This window comes from Vibrio zhugei (assembly GCF_003716875.1).
GTDB lineage: Bacteria > Pseudomonadota > Gammaproteobacteria > Enterobacterales > Vibrionaceae > Vibrio > Vibrio zhugei.
Genome location: NZ_CP033077.1, coordinates 617,669 through 634,757, shown reverse-complemented (window position 1 = coordinate 634,757; position 17,089 = coordinate 617,669). Strand labels below are relative to the sequence as shown.

At 45.8% G+C, this 17,089-nt stretch carries 16 protein-coding genes; 10 read left to right on the top strand and 6 right to left on the bottom strand.

What is annotated here, in order from left to right; genetic code table 11:
* Positions 1-168 precede the first annotated feature (168 nt).
* Both EAE30_RS03005 and EAE30_RS03000 read left to right on the top strand, forming a co-directional pair.
* Positions 169-462 carry a YkgJ family cysteine cluster protein gene (locus EAE30_RS03005; RefSeq protein ID WP_123014598.1) on the top strand — a complete coding sequence of 98 codons (294 nt, stop codon included), beginning with the start codon at positions 169-171 and terminating at the stop codon, positions 460-462.
* 115 nt (positions 463-577) lie between these two features.
* Positions 578-925, top strand: a complete 348-nt coding sequence (locus tag EAE30_RS03000) for a putative quinol monooxygenase (protein ID WP_123014597.1) — start codon at positions 578-580, stop codon at positions 923-925.
* A gap of 99 nt (positions 926-1,024) precedes the next feature.
* Here EAE30_RS03000 and EAE30_RS02995 read toward each other — a convergent pair whose 3' ends face one another.
* Entirely contained in the window at positions 1,025-1,513 is a 489-nt protein-coding gene (locus EAE30_RS02995) for a hypothetical protein (protein ID WP_123014596.1), read from the bottom strand.
* A gap of 356 nt (positions 1,514-1,869) precedes the next feature.
* Between EAE30_RS02995 and EAE30_RS02990 the strand changes: the two genes are divergently transcribed.
* From EAE30_RS02990 to EAE30_RS02980, 3 genes are all read left to right on the top strand, one after another.
* On the top strand, positions 1,870-3,465 hold the full coding sequence (locus EAE30_RS02990; protein ID WP_123014996.1) for an ABC-F family ATPase: 1,596 nt from the start codon (positions 1,870-1,872) through the stop codon (positions 3,463-3,465).
* A 294-nt stretch (positions 3,466-3,759) separates the two neighbouring features.
* Entirely contained in the window at positions 3,760-5,061 is a 1,302-nt protein-coding gene (locus EAE30_RS02985) for an L-cysteine desulfidase family protein (protein WP_123014595.1), read from the top strand.
* Between the two features lie 167 nt (positions 5,062-5,228).
* Positions 5,229-6,053 carry an aldo/keto reductase gene (locus EAE30_RS02980; protein ID WP_123014594.1) on the top strand — a complete coding sequence of 275 codons (825 nt, stop codon included), beginning with the start codon at positions 5,229-5,231 and terminating at the stop codon, positions 6,051-6,053.
* A 174-nt stretch (positions 6,054-6,227) separates the two neighbouring features.
* Here the strand turns inward: EAE30_RS02980 and cysM are convergent, their stop codons facing one another.
* Positions 6,228-7,109, bottom strand: coding sequence for a cysteine synthase CysM (gene cysM, locus EAE30_RS02975; RefSeq protein ID WP_123014593.1), 882 nt, complete (start codon positions 7,107-7,109; stop codon positions 6,228-6,230).
* Positions 7,110-7,358: 249 nt separating this feature from the next.
* Here cysM and cysP point away from each other — a divergent pair, with 249 nt between their 5' ends.
* The 4 genes from cysP to EAE30_RS02955 all read left to right on the top strand — a co-directional run bounded on the left by cysP (position 7,359) and on the right by EAE30_RS02955 (position 11,291).
* Complete coding sequence (cysP, locus tag EAE30_RS02970; protein ID WP_164711798.1) at positions 7,359-8,354, top strand: thiosulfate ABC transporter substrate-binding protein CysP; 996 nt, start codon at positions 7,359-7,361, stop codon at positions 8,352-8,354.
* A 101-nt stretch (positions 8,355-8,455) separates the two neighbouring features.
* Positions 8,456-9,286 (top strand): sulfate/thiosulfate ABC transporter permease CysT, encoded by an 831-nt coding sequence (gene cysT, locus EAE30_RS02965; protein WP_123014995.1) that lies wholly within the window; start codon positions 8,456-8,458, stop codon positions 9,284-9,286.
* Between the two features lie 8 nt (positions 9,287-9,294).
* Positions 9,295-10,155 carry a sulfate ABC transporter permease subunit CysW gene (gene cysW, locus EAE30_RS02960; RefSeq protein WP_123014591.1) on the top strand — a complete coding sequence of 287 codons (861 nt, stop codon included), beginning with the start codon at positions 9,295-9,297 and terminating at the stop codon, positions 10,153-10,155.
* A gap of 5 nt (positions 10,156-10,160) precedes the next feature.
* Positions 10,161-11,291 (top strand): sulfate/molybdate ABC transporter ATP-binding protein, encoded by a 1,131-nt coding sequence (locus tag EAE30_RS02955; RefSeq protein WP_123014590.1) that lies wholly within the window; start codon positions 10,161-10,163, stop codon positions 11,289-11,291.
* A 70-nt stretch (positions 11,292-11,361) separates the two neighbouring features.
* Here the strand turns inward: EAE30_RS02955 and EAE30_RS02950 are convergent, their stop codons facing one another.
* A complete protein-coding gene (locus tag EAE30_RS02950; protein ID WP_123014589.1) occupies positions 11,362-11,634 on the bottom strand; it encodes a hypothetical protein in 273 nt (90 codons plus the stop codon).
* Between the two features lie 238 nt (positions 11,635-11,872).
* On the bottom strand, positions 11,873-13,510 hold the full coding sequence (locus EAE30_RS02945; RefSeq protein ID WP_123014588.1) for a peptide ABC transporter substrate-binding protein: 1,638 nt from the start codon (positions 13,508-13,510) through the stop codon (positions 11,873-11,875).
* A gap of 143 nt (positions 13,511-13,653) precedes the next feature.
* On the opposite strand from EAE30_RS02945, the gene mpaA reads away from it, so the two are divergent.
* On the top strand, positions 13,654-14,361 hold the full coding sequence (gene mpaA / locus EAE30_RS02940; protein WP_123014587.1) for a murein tripeptide amidase MpaA: 708 nt from the start codon (positions 13,654-13,656) through the stop codon (positions 14,359-14,361).
* A 429-nt stretch (positions 14,362-14,790) separates the two neighbouring features.
* Here mpaA and EAE30_RS02935 read toward each other — a convergent pair whose 3' ends face one another.
* Both EAE30_RS02935 and EAE30_RS02930 read right to left on the bottom strand, forming a co-directional pair.
* Positions 14,791-15,873, bottom strand: coding sequence for an AbrB family transcriptional regulator (locus EAE30_RS02935; RefSeq protein WP_123014586.1), 1,083 nt, complete (start codon positions 15,871-15,873; stop codon positions 14,791-14,793).
* 117 nt (positions 15,874-15,990) lie between these two features.
* On the bottom strand, positions 15,991-16,995 hold the full coding sequence (locus tag EAE30_RS02930) for an alpha/beta hydrolase (protein WP_123014585.1): 1,005 nt from the start codon (positions 16,993-16,995) through the stop codon (positions 15,991-15,993).
* Positions 16,996-17,089: the final 94 nt, after the last annotated feature.

The following is a 17,089-nucleotide window of genomic DNA, read 5'->3' as shown; positions in this document are numbered from 1 at the left end:
TAAATCAATGCGCTATCTTCTGATGGATGAGTATGTTACAAAATGTAAATAGTTCAAACCGCGCGTCCGTGTAAGAAATCGGTCACAGGCCAACACGGGCTTATATTGTCGCTATGATCCCGAGACAATTCAGGTATCATGCTGGTATCACCACGACTTAAGGGACTCATGAATATACCAATTAAAAACGACTTTCCCCCAGAACAGGTGGCGTGTTCAAACTGTGAGGCGTGTTGCTGTCGTTTGGAAGTGATGATCATTTCTGACACGGGCGTACCGGAGCAACACATTCAGCGCGATCAATGGGGTGGTGAGACCATGTTGCGTTTAGAAGATGGTTGGTGCTCTGCGATGGACAGAGATACCTATATGTGTACCATTTACGAAAATCGTCCGTGGATATGCCGAGAGTTTGAAGTGGCATCTTATGAGTGCCTAGAAGAAAGGGCGAAGTTTCTGTAGATGATGGGCCAATTCTGGCGAAGCATTTCCAAACAACCACGTCTCTATCGTGGCCTTCATTTATACTCGGTCATCGAGCCGATCCCGTTTATTTCTCCAATCCAAAGGAAATTATATGTCTAGTAAAGTTTATGTCATTGCACAATTTAAACCGAAAGAAGGTAAAGAAGCGGAGCTTTTTGAGGTACTGAAAGCGCTAGAGCCGGACGCGTATCGCGAAGATGGATGCGTACAATATACGGTGACCCGTCAAATCAGCCATCCGAGTGCGATGAATAATGATTATCCGATTGTCTTCAATGAAATATGGAAAGACGGAGACGCGTGGGCGGCCCATGGGCGTCGCCAACAAATCAGTGACTTTTTTGCCGCTCACGTGGCAGACGAAAATGGCTTGGTTGCGGATGCGATGGTCACAGCGTATACCGATGAAGGTTACGATTACGATGCGCCGATTTTCTAAAAAGCCGTCGCTACCTCGGGTAACGAACGGGGTCTAAGAGTGCAGATAAAAAACCGGCGCTCAATGAGCGCCGGTTGATGTATAAGGTCTCTGCTGGAATTAAATGCCAGCACGTTTGAGTAAGCCGGCCATTAAAGCTGAACTTGACTTCACTTGTTTGCCTTTTTTCAGCAGCTTGTTCGATAGGTTAGTATCGTTAATGTTTTTAGCAATGTGTGCCATTGACTGATAGAAGCTGGCTGCTGATGGGTTGGATTTAGATTGCTGTAATGGCGTTAATAATTTTGCCATCTCTGACCCTTTCATGCCTTGTTTGTTGGCATACTTTTCAACAGAGTCTAGTAGGCGATCCATATCTTGCATGGCTTCGTTGCTTTCTGCGCCTTGTTTTTTCAACTCTTTCATATTGCGCTTACGGATCTGCTTGATCACGAAGCTTGGCGTGTTTAGCTTACGCACACCCCAGTAGCCAGCCGCTACAACCAGGATAATTCCCCCGATTGAATAGCCCCAGCCTGAATTAATAAAATCCAATACCGACTGCATGACAGAAGTCGCATTGCTTGCGTTTGTGGATACGTCAGACATTCACCGTCCCAACCTTTTACTTAATGATTTAAACAACTTTAATAAGAAACCGTTATTACAACAATTTCACGTGAATCAGGCAAACCTTGCTTTGGTTTTGAAGTCCCTTCTCTAGTAGGGCTATTAGATAAAAAACAACCGAGAATAGCAACCGAATATTTGAATAAGAGAGATTTTGGCAGAAAGATCGAACAAAAACACAAAGTTATTATATTTTACCACCATTCTACCCGCAATTGTTGCATTTGTTCGCGCTGATTAGAGCTGATAGCGTGAAGAAAAACTGTTATTATGGTCACATTCACAAGCCACTTATGATGGCTTTTTATGTTTTTGACCTCCAATTAGGATTTCTTGTGCTATCAACTGCAAACATCACCATGCAATTTGGCGATAAGCCATTATTTGAAAACATCTCAATAAAATTTGGTAATGGCAACCGTTACGGCCTTATTGGCGCGAATGGTTGTGGTAAATCGACCTTTATGAAAATTTTAGGCGGTGAACTGGAACAATCGTCAGGGACTGTGATCACAGATCCCAACGAGCGTATGGCGAAGTTAGGACAGGATCAGTTTGCATTTGAAAACTATTCTGTGATCGATACGGTGATCATGGGTCATAAAGATCTATGGAAAGTCAAAGAAGAACGTGACCGTATTTATTCGCTACCAGAAATGTCGGACGAAGATGGCATGCGAGTGGGCGACCTAGAGGTTGAGTTTGCAGAAATGGATGGCTATTCCGCGGATGCGCGTGCCGGAGAGCTATTGCTTGGCTTAGGGATCCCTGAAGAGCAACACTATGGTTTAATGAGTGAAATTGCCCCAGGCCTGAAGCTGCGTGTGTTGCTGGCTCAGGTGTTGTTTGCGGAACCAGAAATCATGCTACTTGATGAGCCAACCAACAACTTGGACATGCACACTATCGCGTGGTTAGAGCAAATCTTACTTGCACGTAACTGTACCATGATCATCATTTCTCACGACCGTCACTTCCTTAACACTGTGTGTACGCACATGGCGGATTTGGATTACGGCGAATTACGTCTTTTCCACGGTAACTATGATGAATACATGATTGCTGCGGAGCAAGCGCGTGAGCGTATGCTGGCAGACAATGCGAAGAAAAAAGCGCAAATTGCTGAGCTGAAAACGTTCGTGAGCCGTTTCTCTGCGAACGCATCGAAAGCCAAACAAGCCACATCACGTCAAAAGCAAATTGATAAAATTCAGCTTGATGAAGTGAAACCATCGAGCCGTCAATCGCCGTTTATCCGTTTTGACCAAGAGAAAGAGTTGTTCCGTAATGCGTTGGAAGTGAAAGGTCTGACTCAAGGTTATGACGATAACATGCTGTTTAACGATGTCGATATGATGGTTGAAGTGGGTGAGCGCATTGCGATTATCGGTGCAAACGGTATTGGTAAGTCCACTTTGCTTAATACTCTTGCCGGCGTTATGGCGCCCAAAGCGGGTGACATTAAGTGGTCAGAAAACAGTAACATTGGTTACTACGCGCAAGACCATGCTCATGAATTTAATGAATCGATGACGTTGCTTGATTGGATGGGGCAATGGAAAAACGAAGGGGACGATGAGCAAACCGTTCGTGGTATCTTGGGTCGGATGTTGTTTTCACAAAACGATATTAAAAAGTCTGTGACCGTCTTATCTGGGGGTGAACAGGGCCGTATGCTGTTTGGTAAACTTATCATGCAACGACCTAATATTTTGCTTATGGATGAACCGACCAACCACATGGATATGGAATCTATCGAAGCATTAAACCTAGCATTAGAAAACTACAAAGGCACGCTCATGTTCGTGTCTCATGACCGTCAGTTTGTTTCTTCGATTGCAACGCGAATCATTGAAATCACCGAAGAAGGTGTGAATGACTTCCATGGAACTTACGATGAGTACCTCGCGAAGCAAGGTTTGATTGGTTAAGTTTTGCCAGTCATCCTGACACATTTGTGAACAAGAGCCGTGAGAGTATCACGGCTCTTTTTTTATCTCTGAATATATGACGGTTCTTTCCCTGTCGGATGCTCTCATCCTGAACACGGGCGATTTTGGCTTCCGTCACACCTAATGAAAATATATTTTTATATAATCGCTTTATAATAAAAATACTTTCTACTTATATTTAAAAATAGAGCAAATTTGGCAAATTAATTATTCCTAGCGCACGCTATAGTGGGATCTCATTACCGCACTGTTGTCCTCTTGGGTAGGGATTCTATGAACACACAATTTTGGTCGCCATTCATTCAAGTACTGCATCAAGAAGTCGTTCCTGCGCTCGGCTGCACGGAACCTGTATCGGTCGCATTAGCCGCGGCAATGGCCACGCAGCGACTGGGGAAGAAGCCACAATACATTGTCGTGGCGGTGTCTCCCAATTTGATGAAAAACGGCATGGGCGTCGGTATTCCGGGCACAGGTATGGTCGGGTTACCCATTGCAGCGGCCTTGGGGGCGATTGCTGGCGACCCGAGCGCTGAACTAGAAGTGTTGGCAAACGTGACGCCTGATGATGTGAAACAGGCGAAGCAGTGGTTAGCCAATGAGGCTGTCTCAGTTAAGGTTGCCCCTGTGTCACACATATTGTACGCGCAAGTCACTGTAAGTGATGGTCATCACAGCGTCACCGTCACCATTGCCGATACCCATACTCATGTTGTGTCCATCGTCGAAAATGGCTTAACCACCTATCAAGCCGCCGCACCATCGTCAGATGAGTCCAGTCACGGGTCAGAACGCACCGGCGTGATGTTGGAGGCAAAAGCTCAAGATATTTATGACTTTGCCATGCACGTGCCACTTGAACAAATTGAATTTATTGAAAAAGCGCAACAGTTGAATGACGCGTTATCACAAGAAGGCCTGAGTGGCGAGTATGGGTTACAGATTGGCGCGACTTTGCAGCGTAATGTGGAGAGAGGCCTGCTTTCTAAAGATTTAATGACGGATGTTTTGATTCGCACCGCGGCGGCGTCTGATGCGCGGATGGATGGCGCAATGAAGCCTGCGATGAGCAACTCTGGCTCGGGTAATCAAGGCATCGCGGCGACCATGCCTGTCGTCGTCACAGGGCAATTTCTCAATGCCGACCGTGAGCAGCAACTGCGAGCGTTGACCTTATCTCAATTACTGGCGATTTACATCAAAGCCCAGCAGCATAAGTTATCGGCATTATGCGGTGCGACGACCGCTGGCATGGGAGCGACGGCTGGGATCACCCACTTACTCGGAGGTGACTACGCGCAAATCAGTCATGCCGTTGGGAGTATGATTGGCGATGTGGCAGGGGTGATTTGTGATGGAGCGAAAACGGCTTGTGCGATGAAAGTCTCCTCCTCAGCGAGCTCGGCATTAAAAGCGGCTATGATGGCGATAGACCATCATTTTGTGTCTGGGCAAGAGGGCATTGTCGCCAATGATGTTGATGACTCGATTGCCAATTTATCGGCGTTAGCGAACGGTTCAATGATGCAAACCGACGTTCAGATTCTCGATATTATGGTGAGCAAGTCAAATTAGGGTCAATGTGCGTCATGATGTGATGTAACGTCATGATTTGAGCTATGTGGTAGATTTAGTGAGCCAATGTGGTACGGTGAGAGAGGAATTTTAAGTCGATTGTGCGGGAATCCATGTCAGTACATTGTGTATTGGCCGTGCGATGACTACCACATAAAGGAGCTCCCATGACATCAGCAACACGAATTCAGTTTCACGATGGTCATTCAATACCACAACTTGGTTTAGGCGTATGGAAAGCCTCGAATGAGCAAGCAGCATTAGCGGTAAAAGAAGCATTACAAAGCGGTTATCGACATATTGATACCGCGGCAATTTATGGCAATGAAGAAGGCGTGGGTGAAGGGATCAAGCAAAGCGGGATTCCTCGTGAAGAGATTTTTTTAACTACTAAAGTATGGAATGACGCGCAAGGGCACGATGCCGCATGGGAAGCGATTAAGCAAAGCCTTGAAAAGCTTGGCACCGATTACGTGGATTTGCTATTGATTCACTGGCCAATGCCGAATCAGTGTTTGTACGTTGAAACCTGGCAAGCCATGATTGAAATGAAAGAGCAAGGCTTGGTGAAATCCATTGGTGTTTCAAACTTCAATGAGGGGCATTTAAAACACCTTGTGGCCGATACTGGCGTGAAACCTGTCATTAACCAAATTGAGTTGCATCCTTATATGCAGCAACAGGCGATGCGTGATGTGCATCAGTCGATGGGCATAGCGACAGAGTGCTGGAGCCCTCTTGCACAAAACAACGCATTATCTGACAGCGTCATTGCCACCATTGCTGAAAAATATGGGAAAACCCCAGCGCAAATTATTATCCGTTGGCATATTGAGTTAGGTTGTGTGGTGATTCCGAAATCCGTGACTCCGTCACGTATCCGTGAGAATGGCGATGTGTTTGATTTCAGTCTCGATCAGAATGATATTACCGCGATAGCATCTCTCGAGCGCGGCGAGCGTCTAGGCCCTGATCCTGAAACGTTTGGTTAAGCTCACATGAGTAAGCCGACGTGCAAAGTGCGGTGATACGTCAATCACCGCCTTTGTTTTAATCGCAACGAATGTTTTAACCGCAACAAACCTTACTCTTAAAACGTACTTTGCTATGAATAAGGCGCCTGCAGATGGTTGCATGCGCCTTATTTGTGTGTGCGGTTGGTGAGGTTAGGAAAAGAGCCCTGAGGATAAGTAGCGATCACCGCGGTCGCAAACAATGGCAACCACCACGGACCCCGGGTTTTCATCTGCAATCTTAATCGCGGCATTGACGGCAGCACCCGAGCTCACTCCAGCACAAATCCCTTCCATACTTGCCATATCTCGAGCGGTTTGTATGGCCTGTTTTTCTTCAACGTCAATCACTTGGTCAACATTCGCTGCATCGAATATTCCGGGTAAGTAGGCTTCTGGCCAGCGGCGAATACCTGGGATTTTACTCCCTTCCGCAGGCTGCAAACCGACAATGGTAATGTCTGGGTTTTGCGATTTTAAATAACGCGATACGCCCATGATCGTGCCAGTGGTTCCCATGCTAGAGACAAAATGTGTAATTTCACCATGCGTTTGCTGCCAGATTTCTGGACCAGTGGAATGGAAGTGCGCATCAGGGTTATCCGGATTGTTAAACTGGTCGAGCACTTTTCCCTGACCTTGTGCTTGCATGCTTAAGGCGAGGTCGCGTGCGACTTCCATGCCTTCGACCAAAATCAGTTCTGCGCCATAAGCTTTCATCGAATCAACGCGTTCTTGAGTGGAGGACTCCGGCATAATCAATACCATTTTGTAGCCTTTGATCGCCGCGGCCATGGCCAAAGCAATCCCTGTGTTCCCACTGGTTGCTTCGATCAAGGTGTCACCGGGTTGAATGGTGCCGCGATCTTCAGCACGTTGAATCATGTTAAAAGCTGGGCGATCTTTTACTGAACCCGCTGGATTATTGCCTTCAAGCTTGACGAGAACGGTACTGGTGGCGTTTCCCGTGAGTCGCTGAAGACGAACTAGAGGCGTGTTCCCGATGTATTCGGCAATAGTAGGAAAGTGTGACACGAATAAATCCTTAAGCTTGGTTGAAAAGGTCGGATGCGCGTTAACGCGATGCGTTAATTTTTGACTAGTTACTATTAAACGGTTCTTTTGTATAAAAAACAAGAAGTAAAATGTGGAGTGAATACAAGGTTTGGTATGGTGTTATATCAAATAGTTATATTGTTTGAATTTATCATTCTTTGAAATTCTAATACTCTAGAATCCATTCTAAGGAACAACACCGTATACGGAGTATTCATGAAACATTCTATGTCAAAAGTTCTGTTTGCCAGTGCACTAATCGCGGGCAGTTTTTCAGTTTCAGCGGCACAACAAACATTATTGAATTCGTCTTTTGATATTGCTCGTGAGCTGTTCGCCAGTTACAACCCAATGTTTCAAAAACACTGGAAGCAAGAAACGGGTAACGATGTCACGATCAAACAATCTCACTCAGGATCGTCAACACAAGCGCGCGCCATCTTACAAGGGATGCCAGCCGATGTCGTGACATTCAACCAAGTGACCGATGTCCAAGTGTTGCATGATAAAGGCAATCTTATTCCAGCGGATTGGCAAGCGAAATTCCCTAATAATAGTTCACCGTATTACTCAACCACGGCGTTTTTGGTGCGTAAAGGCAATCCTAAAAATATCCATGGCTGGAAAGACCTCGCAAGAGACGGCGTGTCGTCGGTGTTCCCGAATCCAAAAACCTCGGGTAATGGTCGTTATACCTACCTTGCGGCATTAGGCTACGCTCAAAAAACCTTTGGCAAAGACGATATAAAAGACCAAAACGCTTACCTGAAAAAAATGCTACGCAATGTCGCAGTATTTGATACCGGTGGCCGTGGAGCGACAACGTCATTTGTTGAACGTGGCTTAGGCGATGTTTTGATCACGTTTGAATCCGAAGTGAACAATATTCGTAATCAGTATGGTTCAGATCAATACGAAGTGGTGGTCCCTAAAACCTCTATTTTAGCGGAGTTTCCAGTGGCTGTGGTCGAAGCGAATACTAAGCGTAATGGTACAGAAAAGCTTGCTCATGAATACTTAAACTACCTTTATAGCAAGCCTGCGCAACGTTTGCTGGCTAGCTTTAACTACCGTGTTAACGATAAAGACGTTTTAGCGGAAGAAAAAGATCGTTTCCCGGCCGTCGATTTGATGACCGTCAAGCAGATTACGGGAAGCTGGCCCAATGCCATGAAAACGCAATTTGCGCGTGGTGCTCGTCTCGATCAATTACAGCAACGTTAATCCCTGTGTGATGTTATGTCCCAGCAACGGGACATAACGTTGGGCGCATGTCTTGGTGAATGTGAAGAGTCATTATGAAAAAACAACTGGGGTTCCTGACCATGCCCTTTGGTTCTAAACATGTGTTACCGGGCTTTGGCATTAGCTTAGGTACGTCACTCTTTTTTATCAGCTTGATTTTGCTGCTGCCGATGACGGGCATGATTGCGCAAATCAGTGGTATGACATGGAGTGACTACTGGTTTGCCATCAGCGATCCACGTGTTGTCGCGAGTTACAAAATCACGCTATTTTCGGCCTTTGTTGCTTCGTTATTCAATGGTGTCTTTGGCTTGCTGCTGGCTTGGGTATTAGTTCGATATCGCTTTCCCGGTAAACGTTTATTGGATGCGCTGGTCGATTTGCCTTTTGCACTGCCCACGGCAGTTGCGGGTATCACGCTGGCAACGCTCTATTCAAGCAAAGGCGCGTTTGGCAGTGTGTTGGCAGAGTGGGGGATTAAGGTTGCGTATACCCCATTAGGGATCATTCTGGCGATGGCCTTTACGAGCATTCCATTTGTGGTGCGTACGGTTCAGCCAGTGTTAGAAGAGTTATCGGCCGAAGAGGAAGAGGCAGGGATGACGCTGGGTGCGTCGGATTGGCAAGTCTTCCAGCGTATTATTTTCCCGTCGTTATGGCCCGCTTTATTGGTTGGTATTGCCCTGTCGTTTACCCGCAGTTTGGGGGAGTTTGGCGCGGTTATCTTTATTGCCGGCAATATGGCCTATAAAACGGAAATTACGTCGTTGATGATTTTAGATCGCTTACAAGAGTTCGATAACGCGGGGGCCAGTGCGATTGCTTCCGTGATCCTCGTGGTGTCACTCATTTTACTGATGGGTATTAATGTTTGGCAAAGCCGTTATTTACGTCGTATTCATGGGCATTAGAGGAATATATGCATTCAGATAAAAGTGTACGGCGTGTCGGCGATAGTCCACTGATTAAAGCCTTTTTGATCGCAATCGCGGTCATGATGGCCTTCATTTTACTGTTGGTGCCACTACTGAGTATTTTTGGACACGCCTTCAGTGAAGGCATCGTGCAATACTTTCATTACTTTGCCGATACCGATACCCAGCATGCGATTTTACTGACGCTGGTCGTCGCGGTGCTGACGGTTCCCGTGAATTTAGTGTTTGGTGTTTTGCTGGCTTGGACCGTGACTCGTTTTGAGTTTCCAGGACGTAAGCTATTGATTACGCTTACTGATATTCCTTTTGCCGTGTCGCCTGTCGTTGCTGGCTTAATGTACATTTTACTGTATGGCCGCACCGGGTGGTTAGGGTCATGGCTGTTTGACCACAACTTACAGATCATGTTTGCGTGGCCGGGTATTGTATTGGTGACTATCTTTGTGACGTGTCCATTTGTGGCCAGAGAGCTGATTCCTCTCATGCAGCAGCAGGGCCGCAGTGATGAAGAAGCCGCGGTCGTGTTAGGCGCGTCGTGGTGGCAGCTGTTTAGCAAAGTGACCTTGCCTAACATTAAGTGGGCATTGATTTACGGGGTGATTTTGACCAATGCACGAGCGATTGGTGAATTTGGCGCCGTTTCTGTGGTGTCAGGACAAATTCGAGGGGAAACCAATACCTTACCTTTGAATGTACAAGCCTTGTATCAGGGATACCAATCTCAGGCGGCGTTTGCCAGCGCCTCGCTATTGGCTTTTATTGCACTGATAACTTTGGGATTAAAAGCGTTTGTTGAATGGCGACAAGAGCGGTCTTTACGTATTGATAATGCCAAAAATGAGTGAATTACATGAGTATATCTATTAATAATTTATCGAAAAGCTTCGGTCAATTTCAGGCATTAACTCCGTTAGATCTCCAGATCCAAGATGGTGAAATGATTGGCCTTTTAGGACCGTCCGGGTCGGGGAAAACCACGTTGTTGCGTATTATCGCGGGATTGGAAAGTGCCAACAGTGGCTCGATTCTATTCGGTGATCGAGATGTGACCAAATTGCACGTTCGTGAGCGTCGTGTTGGCTTTGTGTTCCAGAACTATGCGTTATTTCGTCATATGACGATTGAAGACAATGTTGCGTTTGGTTTGCGTGTGATGGATAAGCGTCATCGCTTATCGAACCAAGAGATTAATAAGCGTGTTGCACAGCTGTTAGAGGTGGTGCAATTGGGCCATCTTGCCAAACGGTATCCAGAGCAATTGTCGGGTGGACAGAAACAGCGCATCTCCCTTGCCCGAGCATTAGCAACGCGTCCAGAAGTGTTATTACTCGATGAGCCGTTTGGGGCGTTGGATTCGAAAGTGCGTAAAGAGTTACGTCGTTGGTTGCGCAGTTTGCATGATGAAATGAAGTTTACCAGTGTGTTTGTCACCCATGATCAAGATGAAGCGATGGAGCTGTCTGATCGCGTCGTGGTGATGAGTAATGGGCGCATTGAACAGGTGGATACACCCACACAACTGTTTGCCCAACCCAATAGCCAATTTGTGTTTAACTTCCTTGGTAATGTGAATGTCTTTAAAAGCCAATGGGATGGCAATAAATATTGGACCAATGATGAGGCATGGGTGATTCCTCATGATAAACCCGAATTTCAACAACATGGCCAGCTCTTTGTGCGTAGCCATGAAGTGACGTTATCAGACAAAGCCAGCCCACAAATCCATTTACCAGCCAAAATTATGTCGGTTTCACCGGTTGGGGCGGAGGTCCGTGTCGAAGTGTCACCGATGGGGTGGCAATCTGATGATTTCTGGGAGATCACGTTATCGCATCAGGATTTTCATCCAGAAACTATCAAGCGAGGTGAGCAGGTGTTTTTAAGACCCCGTGCTGGGTACTTTTTCCCTGAAGGCTCTGATACACCGTACCATTTGACGTGGCCATTCTTAGCGAAAGATACCGTAATGTTTGAAATCTAGTCCGTGCTATTCGACATGTGTCCATAAAAAAGCTCAGAAGTCATTCTGAGCTTTTTACATCTGAACTTGCTTAATGTAAGCGATGTGGCGTGATCAGGGTTTTATTGAACTGGTGCATCATATGCCGGATATCATTCCCAGTGTACTCAATATTGATCAAAATCGAACGATTACAGATATCGCCGATAACATCCGGCAATGCCTTATCTCTTAAACGAAAATGAACAATATCTTCTTCCGTCAGCTGATTGACTTCCTCTTCAAACAATTGAATAAAGTTATGGAATGTAGGTAACTCATGTTTTGCTAAAGATATAAATGCACAAACATCGTTTCTGAACATAAATCCTCCAGTGTGGGAGCGTTCAAAGTCATCATTTTAATTTTTATCGTTATGTAGTTGCTATTATTGTGGCAAAACGGGGAAGTTCTATAAAAATCGTCATTGCATTGACAGCATTTAGTGCTTAGTCACATTCTGACAATAAGATTCCTAATATGAACAAAAATCTAAAAAGGCGATATGAGAGATAAAACAGGGAAAAAGAGGTCCGAACATGGCCTCTTTTTCCCTGATTCACTTAGTGAGATGGAGACTTAATGTATAAGTCTTTGGTATAGATTTTTCCTTCGGCATTATGCATTGGGAATCCGCCGACGGTCGGTTTTATGAGTCGCGCTTGCATGTAGAAATAGATGGGCGCAATCGGCATGTCTCGGCTTAACAGAGTCTCTAAGTAATTATAATGATGATTTCGTTCGCCGTGATCAGTGGCAAGCTGGGCTTGTTGCAATGCCGTGTCGTACTTTTTATTGGCGTAGAAAGCATAATTACGCTCGTTGTTGGAAGAGAACAGGCTGAGGAAGGTCGATGCTTCGTTGTAATCACCACACCAAGAGGCGCGCATAATGTCGAAGTTGCCTTGTTTTCTTGAGCTCAGGTACGATTTCCACTCTTGATTTTCCAGCGTAATATCGGCACCAAGTTCTTTGTGCCACATCGACGCAATGGCGACCGCTATCGACTTGTTACTTTCGCTGGTGTTATAGAGCAAGGTTCCTTTTAGCGGATGTTCTTTGTCGTAGCCCGCTTCTTTCAATAACTCTTGTGCTTTTTTAATGCGTTGCTGCTGCGTGAGGCCAGCATAGTCAGGCTGTTTGGCTTTGAAACCGGCGACATCTTGATGTGTAAACGTATACGCTGGCACATTACCGACGTTGGTAATGCCATTGGTGATCACATCACGGCGAATCGCATAAGACAGTGCTTTACGGACATTCGGATCATCAAATGGTTTGTGTTTTGTATTAAACGCATAGTAATAAGTACACAGTAGTGGCGTCACGGTGTAGGCATCTGGCATTTCTTTTTTTAACATCGGCGCAAGCTGAGGTGGCACATCCGATGTAATGTCGACTTCCCCTGTTTTAAAGCGATTGACCGCCGCCGACTGCTGTTCAAAAGGAATGTAAGTGACATGGTTAATTTCGGTTTTAGCATTGTTCCAATAATGGGGGTTGCGCTCTAATTCGACACGTTCGTTGACCACCCATTTTTGTAACTGATAAGCACCATTGGACACCATATGCTCCGGCCTTGCCCATTTATCACCGTATTTCTCAACGAGGCGACGAGGAACGGGCATCATCGAAGTATGTCCGGTCATCGCGATAAAGTAAGGCACGGGTTTATTCAACGTAAATTGGAGGGTGTGATCATTGAGTGCCTTCACGCCTAATTCACTCGGTTTCTTATTACCGTCAATGATCGCTTCCGCGTTTTTAATGCCGCTCAGTTTGATATACCACGCATTAGGGGACGCTGACGCCGGGTCAACAACGCGTCGCAAGCTGTAAACAAAATCTTGCGCAGTTAACGGAGAACCGTCTGACCATTGGGCATCTTTACGAAGATAAAACGTGAAGATCGTGTTGTCTTTGTTTTTCCAGTGCGAAGCCACACCTGGAACCACATTACCGTTACTATCTTGAATCACCAAACCTTCAAAAAGATCGCGTAGAATGTGCATTTCTGCCATTCCTTCGGCTTTCATCGGATCAAGGGTAGCCGCTTCTGCATCGTTGCCTCTTACCAATACCTGATGCTTGGCTAAATGCGTGTTTGGCGGTACATTGGCAGCATGCGCAGGAATGCTGGATGCCAAAAAAAATGTGGAAGCAACTGTTGTCGCAATAAGTGTCTTAGTGTTTGAATTCATACTACGTCCTTGTGATAGCGTCGACCAATATCTAAGCGATAAGAGACGTAGTGTACCTCTTTATCACTAAGAATTGGAGGGGTTGCGTCATGATTAGCCAGGTTTATTAATCAGTTGAACCACCAACATCATAGGAAGATGACATGAAACCGACCAAAATTCGTTCACAGCGTGGGCAACTGCTTATGTCCCCGACCCAATATGGGCAATCAGCCCTTGGGGCTCCCTTGCTATATTTCCCTGCACAATGTCCTACTAACGAAGCAGGATTGGTGTTTGCGGGCATGCATGGGGATGAAACGGCCTCGATCAGTTTGCTATCGGCAGGATTAAGAAGCATTGAGCATGCGAACTTGCATCACCATGTGATCCTGTCTGCCAATCCCGATGGTAATCAGCTTGGCTTACGCTCCAATGCTAACGGGGTGGATTTGAATCGAAATTTCCCAACTCGGAATTGGTCGGGGAACGGCACCGTGTATCGCTGGAATAGTCATGCCGAGACACGAGATGTGCATTTAGCCACAGGCACAAGTGGTGGCTCAGAGCCAGAAACTCGTCATTTAATGGCGCTCATAGAGCGTTTACAGCCGGCTTTTATCCTCAGTTTTCATGAGCCATTGGCGTGTATTGATGCGGGGCGCCACCAAACGTTGGGAACCAAGTTAGCGGAGGTTTTCAATTTACCTGTCATGGATGGAGTGGGGTATGACACGCCGGGATCGTTTGGCACTTGGTGTGATGAGCAAGAGATTCCGAATATCACGATTGAGTTACCGCCCATCGCAACGGATGATGTCACCGAAGTGTACTTGCAAGGCATACTGACATTACTGACCAATGACATTTAACCAAATGCAACTGTTTGATTATTATAAGTGTCTTAAAATTAAGAAAGTAGGCATAAGTGCACATTTAACTTTGGGTTATTCTCCCAAACTGCGTGATTTTTCAACAGCGTTATTGCGCTGTATTTATAAACTGATAAAATAATTATTACTCAGAAACGAATAAATATTATAGCAATCTGCATAGAGAACGTGACAATACGCGTGGTGTTGGTTGTATTTTGAGTCATAGTTTCTATAACAACGTCCAAGAGCCACAGAGTCATGCGCAGCATTATCATGATGGTTCGAAAAAAGGCTAAATAATAAATGAGTTTCATTACTCAAAATAAACAATAAAAATAAATAGGTTATTGATTTACAATGATCTTTTTGAAGGCATTGCTGAGGCAATGCCTTTTTTATTGCGAGAACATTGTCCTTGCTGCCCGCCTAGACGTGTTGAGAACTACGCCGTTCAACCAGTTTCGCCGCTTGGATTGCAAGCATCGGCCCAAAAATAAGCATGAACAGTAAGCGACACGTCTGCATTGCCATAACAAACGGCAAATCAATGTGATGAGAGCTGGCGGCAATAATGGCGATGGCATCTGCGCCCCCAGGACTCATGGCTAAGTACGCCGTTAGTGGGTCGATCCCAAAGTAGCGAACCAATCCCCAAGACAGCACCCCACAAAAACCAATTAATAAGGTGATAGAAAAAAAGATATTCGGCAGAATTTTCAGCGTATAGCGAGTCGCATTGCCTGTAAATTTTGAGCCGATGTGCCAACCAATCATCGAGTAAGAGGTGAGGAGTAACAACTGAGGCAAGGTAATAACAAAATCGTGCCAATAGCTCACGGCTAAACCACTGGCGATGGCAAGCATTAAAGGGCCTGACGGTAATTTGATGCGCAAACTCACCAGTAATATGACAGCGATTAAGATCAGGGTTTTGATGAAGCCCTCATAATCGATATGCCCCTCGATAAAGTGCGCGTGCTCAGTGGGTAACGGTGTCGACGGTACAAACAGGTGTGTTACCATGGCCGCCGTCAATGTCACGAGTATCACGCGCAAATATTGCATGAGAGCGACAATTTTGACATCTGCTCCGTAATCTTGTGCGAGTAGAGTCATTGCCGCGGCCGCGCCTGGGCTACTGCCCCAAATGGCCGCAGTTCCGGGGACAATTCGCCGATAAGCTAACACCGCACTCAGCGCGGTACTGGCGATCAAGACTGACAGTACGCCCCCGATAAAGAGCCCAAGATGCTGACTAATTTGATTCAGAGCATTGACCGATAATGCTTGAGAGATCATTAAGCCCAGTACTGCTTGTGCAAAGCTGATGATGTGTTTATGCGGTTTGAGTACCACATTTTTTTGTGCAAACAGAATGGCCGTTAGCATGGGGCCTAATAAAAACGCGGCAGGGATGGACAGGTAGTGAAATCCCAGTGCGATAGGCACCGAAATTAGGGTTAGCGCAAACCAGAGAAAAAGTTGGCGAGAAGAAGTAAGGCCACGCATGTTGGTTAAGTTCTCATTGTCATATTTGAAAACGAATAATGGCGTATTTGAATGGAAATTTCAAAACACCATTATTGTTATGGGAGGGAACACGAGCCGTTGATTCAGCGGATGGGTTTAACTTGCATTCGCGGTTGGAAGCAACTGCTGACAAAACCAGTCGACAATGATTTTGATGGTCGCCTCTTGATACCAACTTTCGTCACCATGATCAGCGCCTTCAATTAAGTAATATTCGGGTGTATGACCATGTGCTTGCAGGGCTTCAAACAATTGGGCGCCTTGAACGGGAGAGACCAAGGAGTCATTGCTGCCATGCATTATTAAGAATGGAGGCAACCCCGCTCGCATATGTCCTAGGGGCGATGCAAATAACGCTTTGGGCTCATCACTATTGATCGTACCTCCAAGGTGATCGTGAAACGCAATCCCATTGATCAGTAATGCTTCTGGAACGTTCGCTTGTTTGTGACTGGCGTTCGCATCGCCTTCATAGCCTTCACCAATATTGAGCAAGTTTGAAATGCCATACAAAGTGGCGACGGCATTGACATTGGAGGGCTGCTCTAAGAACCAGCCTTTATCGAACTCGACTTCTTCATTGGTCGTGCCCATCATTTCCGCTAACCATCCGCCGGCGGAATTACCTAAAACCCCAATGCGTGAGACATCAATATTGTACGATTCGGCATTTGCTCGTAAAAAGCGCACCGCCGACTTACCATCGACGAGGGGAGCGGGAAAGGTATGGGGTAATACACGATATTCAGCAGCAGCAACCACAAACCCAGCTTGGGCGAGTTTCATTCTCATTTCGATGAATTTGTTTCTTTGCGCACTGGTAAACCCACCGCCCGGATAAAAAACAATCGCTGGTTTTTTGTGAGAGGTTCTTGGTACAAGCAGTGACATGCGCAATTGAATATTTTCACTCTCATGAGGGATTTGTGAATAGATAACATCACTGATCGAATCGACAGGCGGCGACGCAATCTTTGCCGCTTGAATAACCTTTGCTCCGTTTGTGTATCCCGGCAAGCTCTGTGTTTTAAAGTCTGGCGCCTCATCTAATGATTGATTGTGAGAAGGCAAAGTCTGAAAATTCGGCTTTTTATTCGACATAATGACACAACTCCGGTTAATGGTTCGTCTTTTTAGTATAAGTAGGGTGGTTTGGAATAACTTTGAACCTCTCGTCTTTTTAATAACCTCGTTG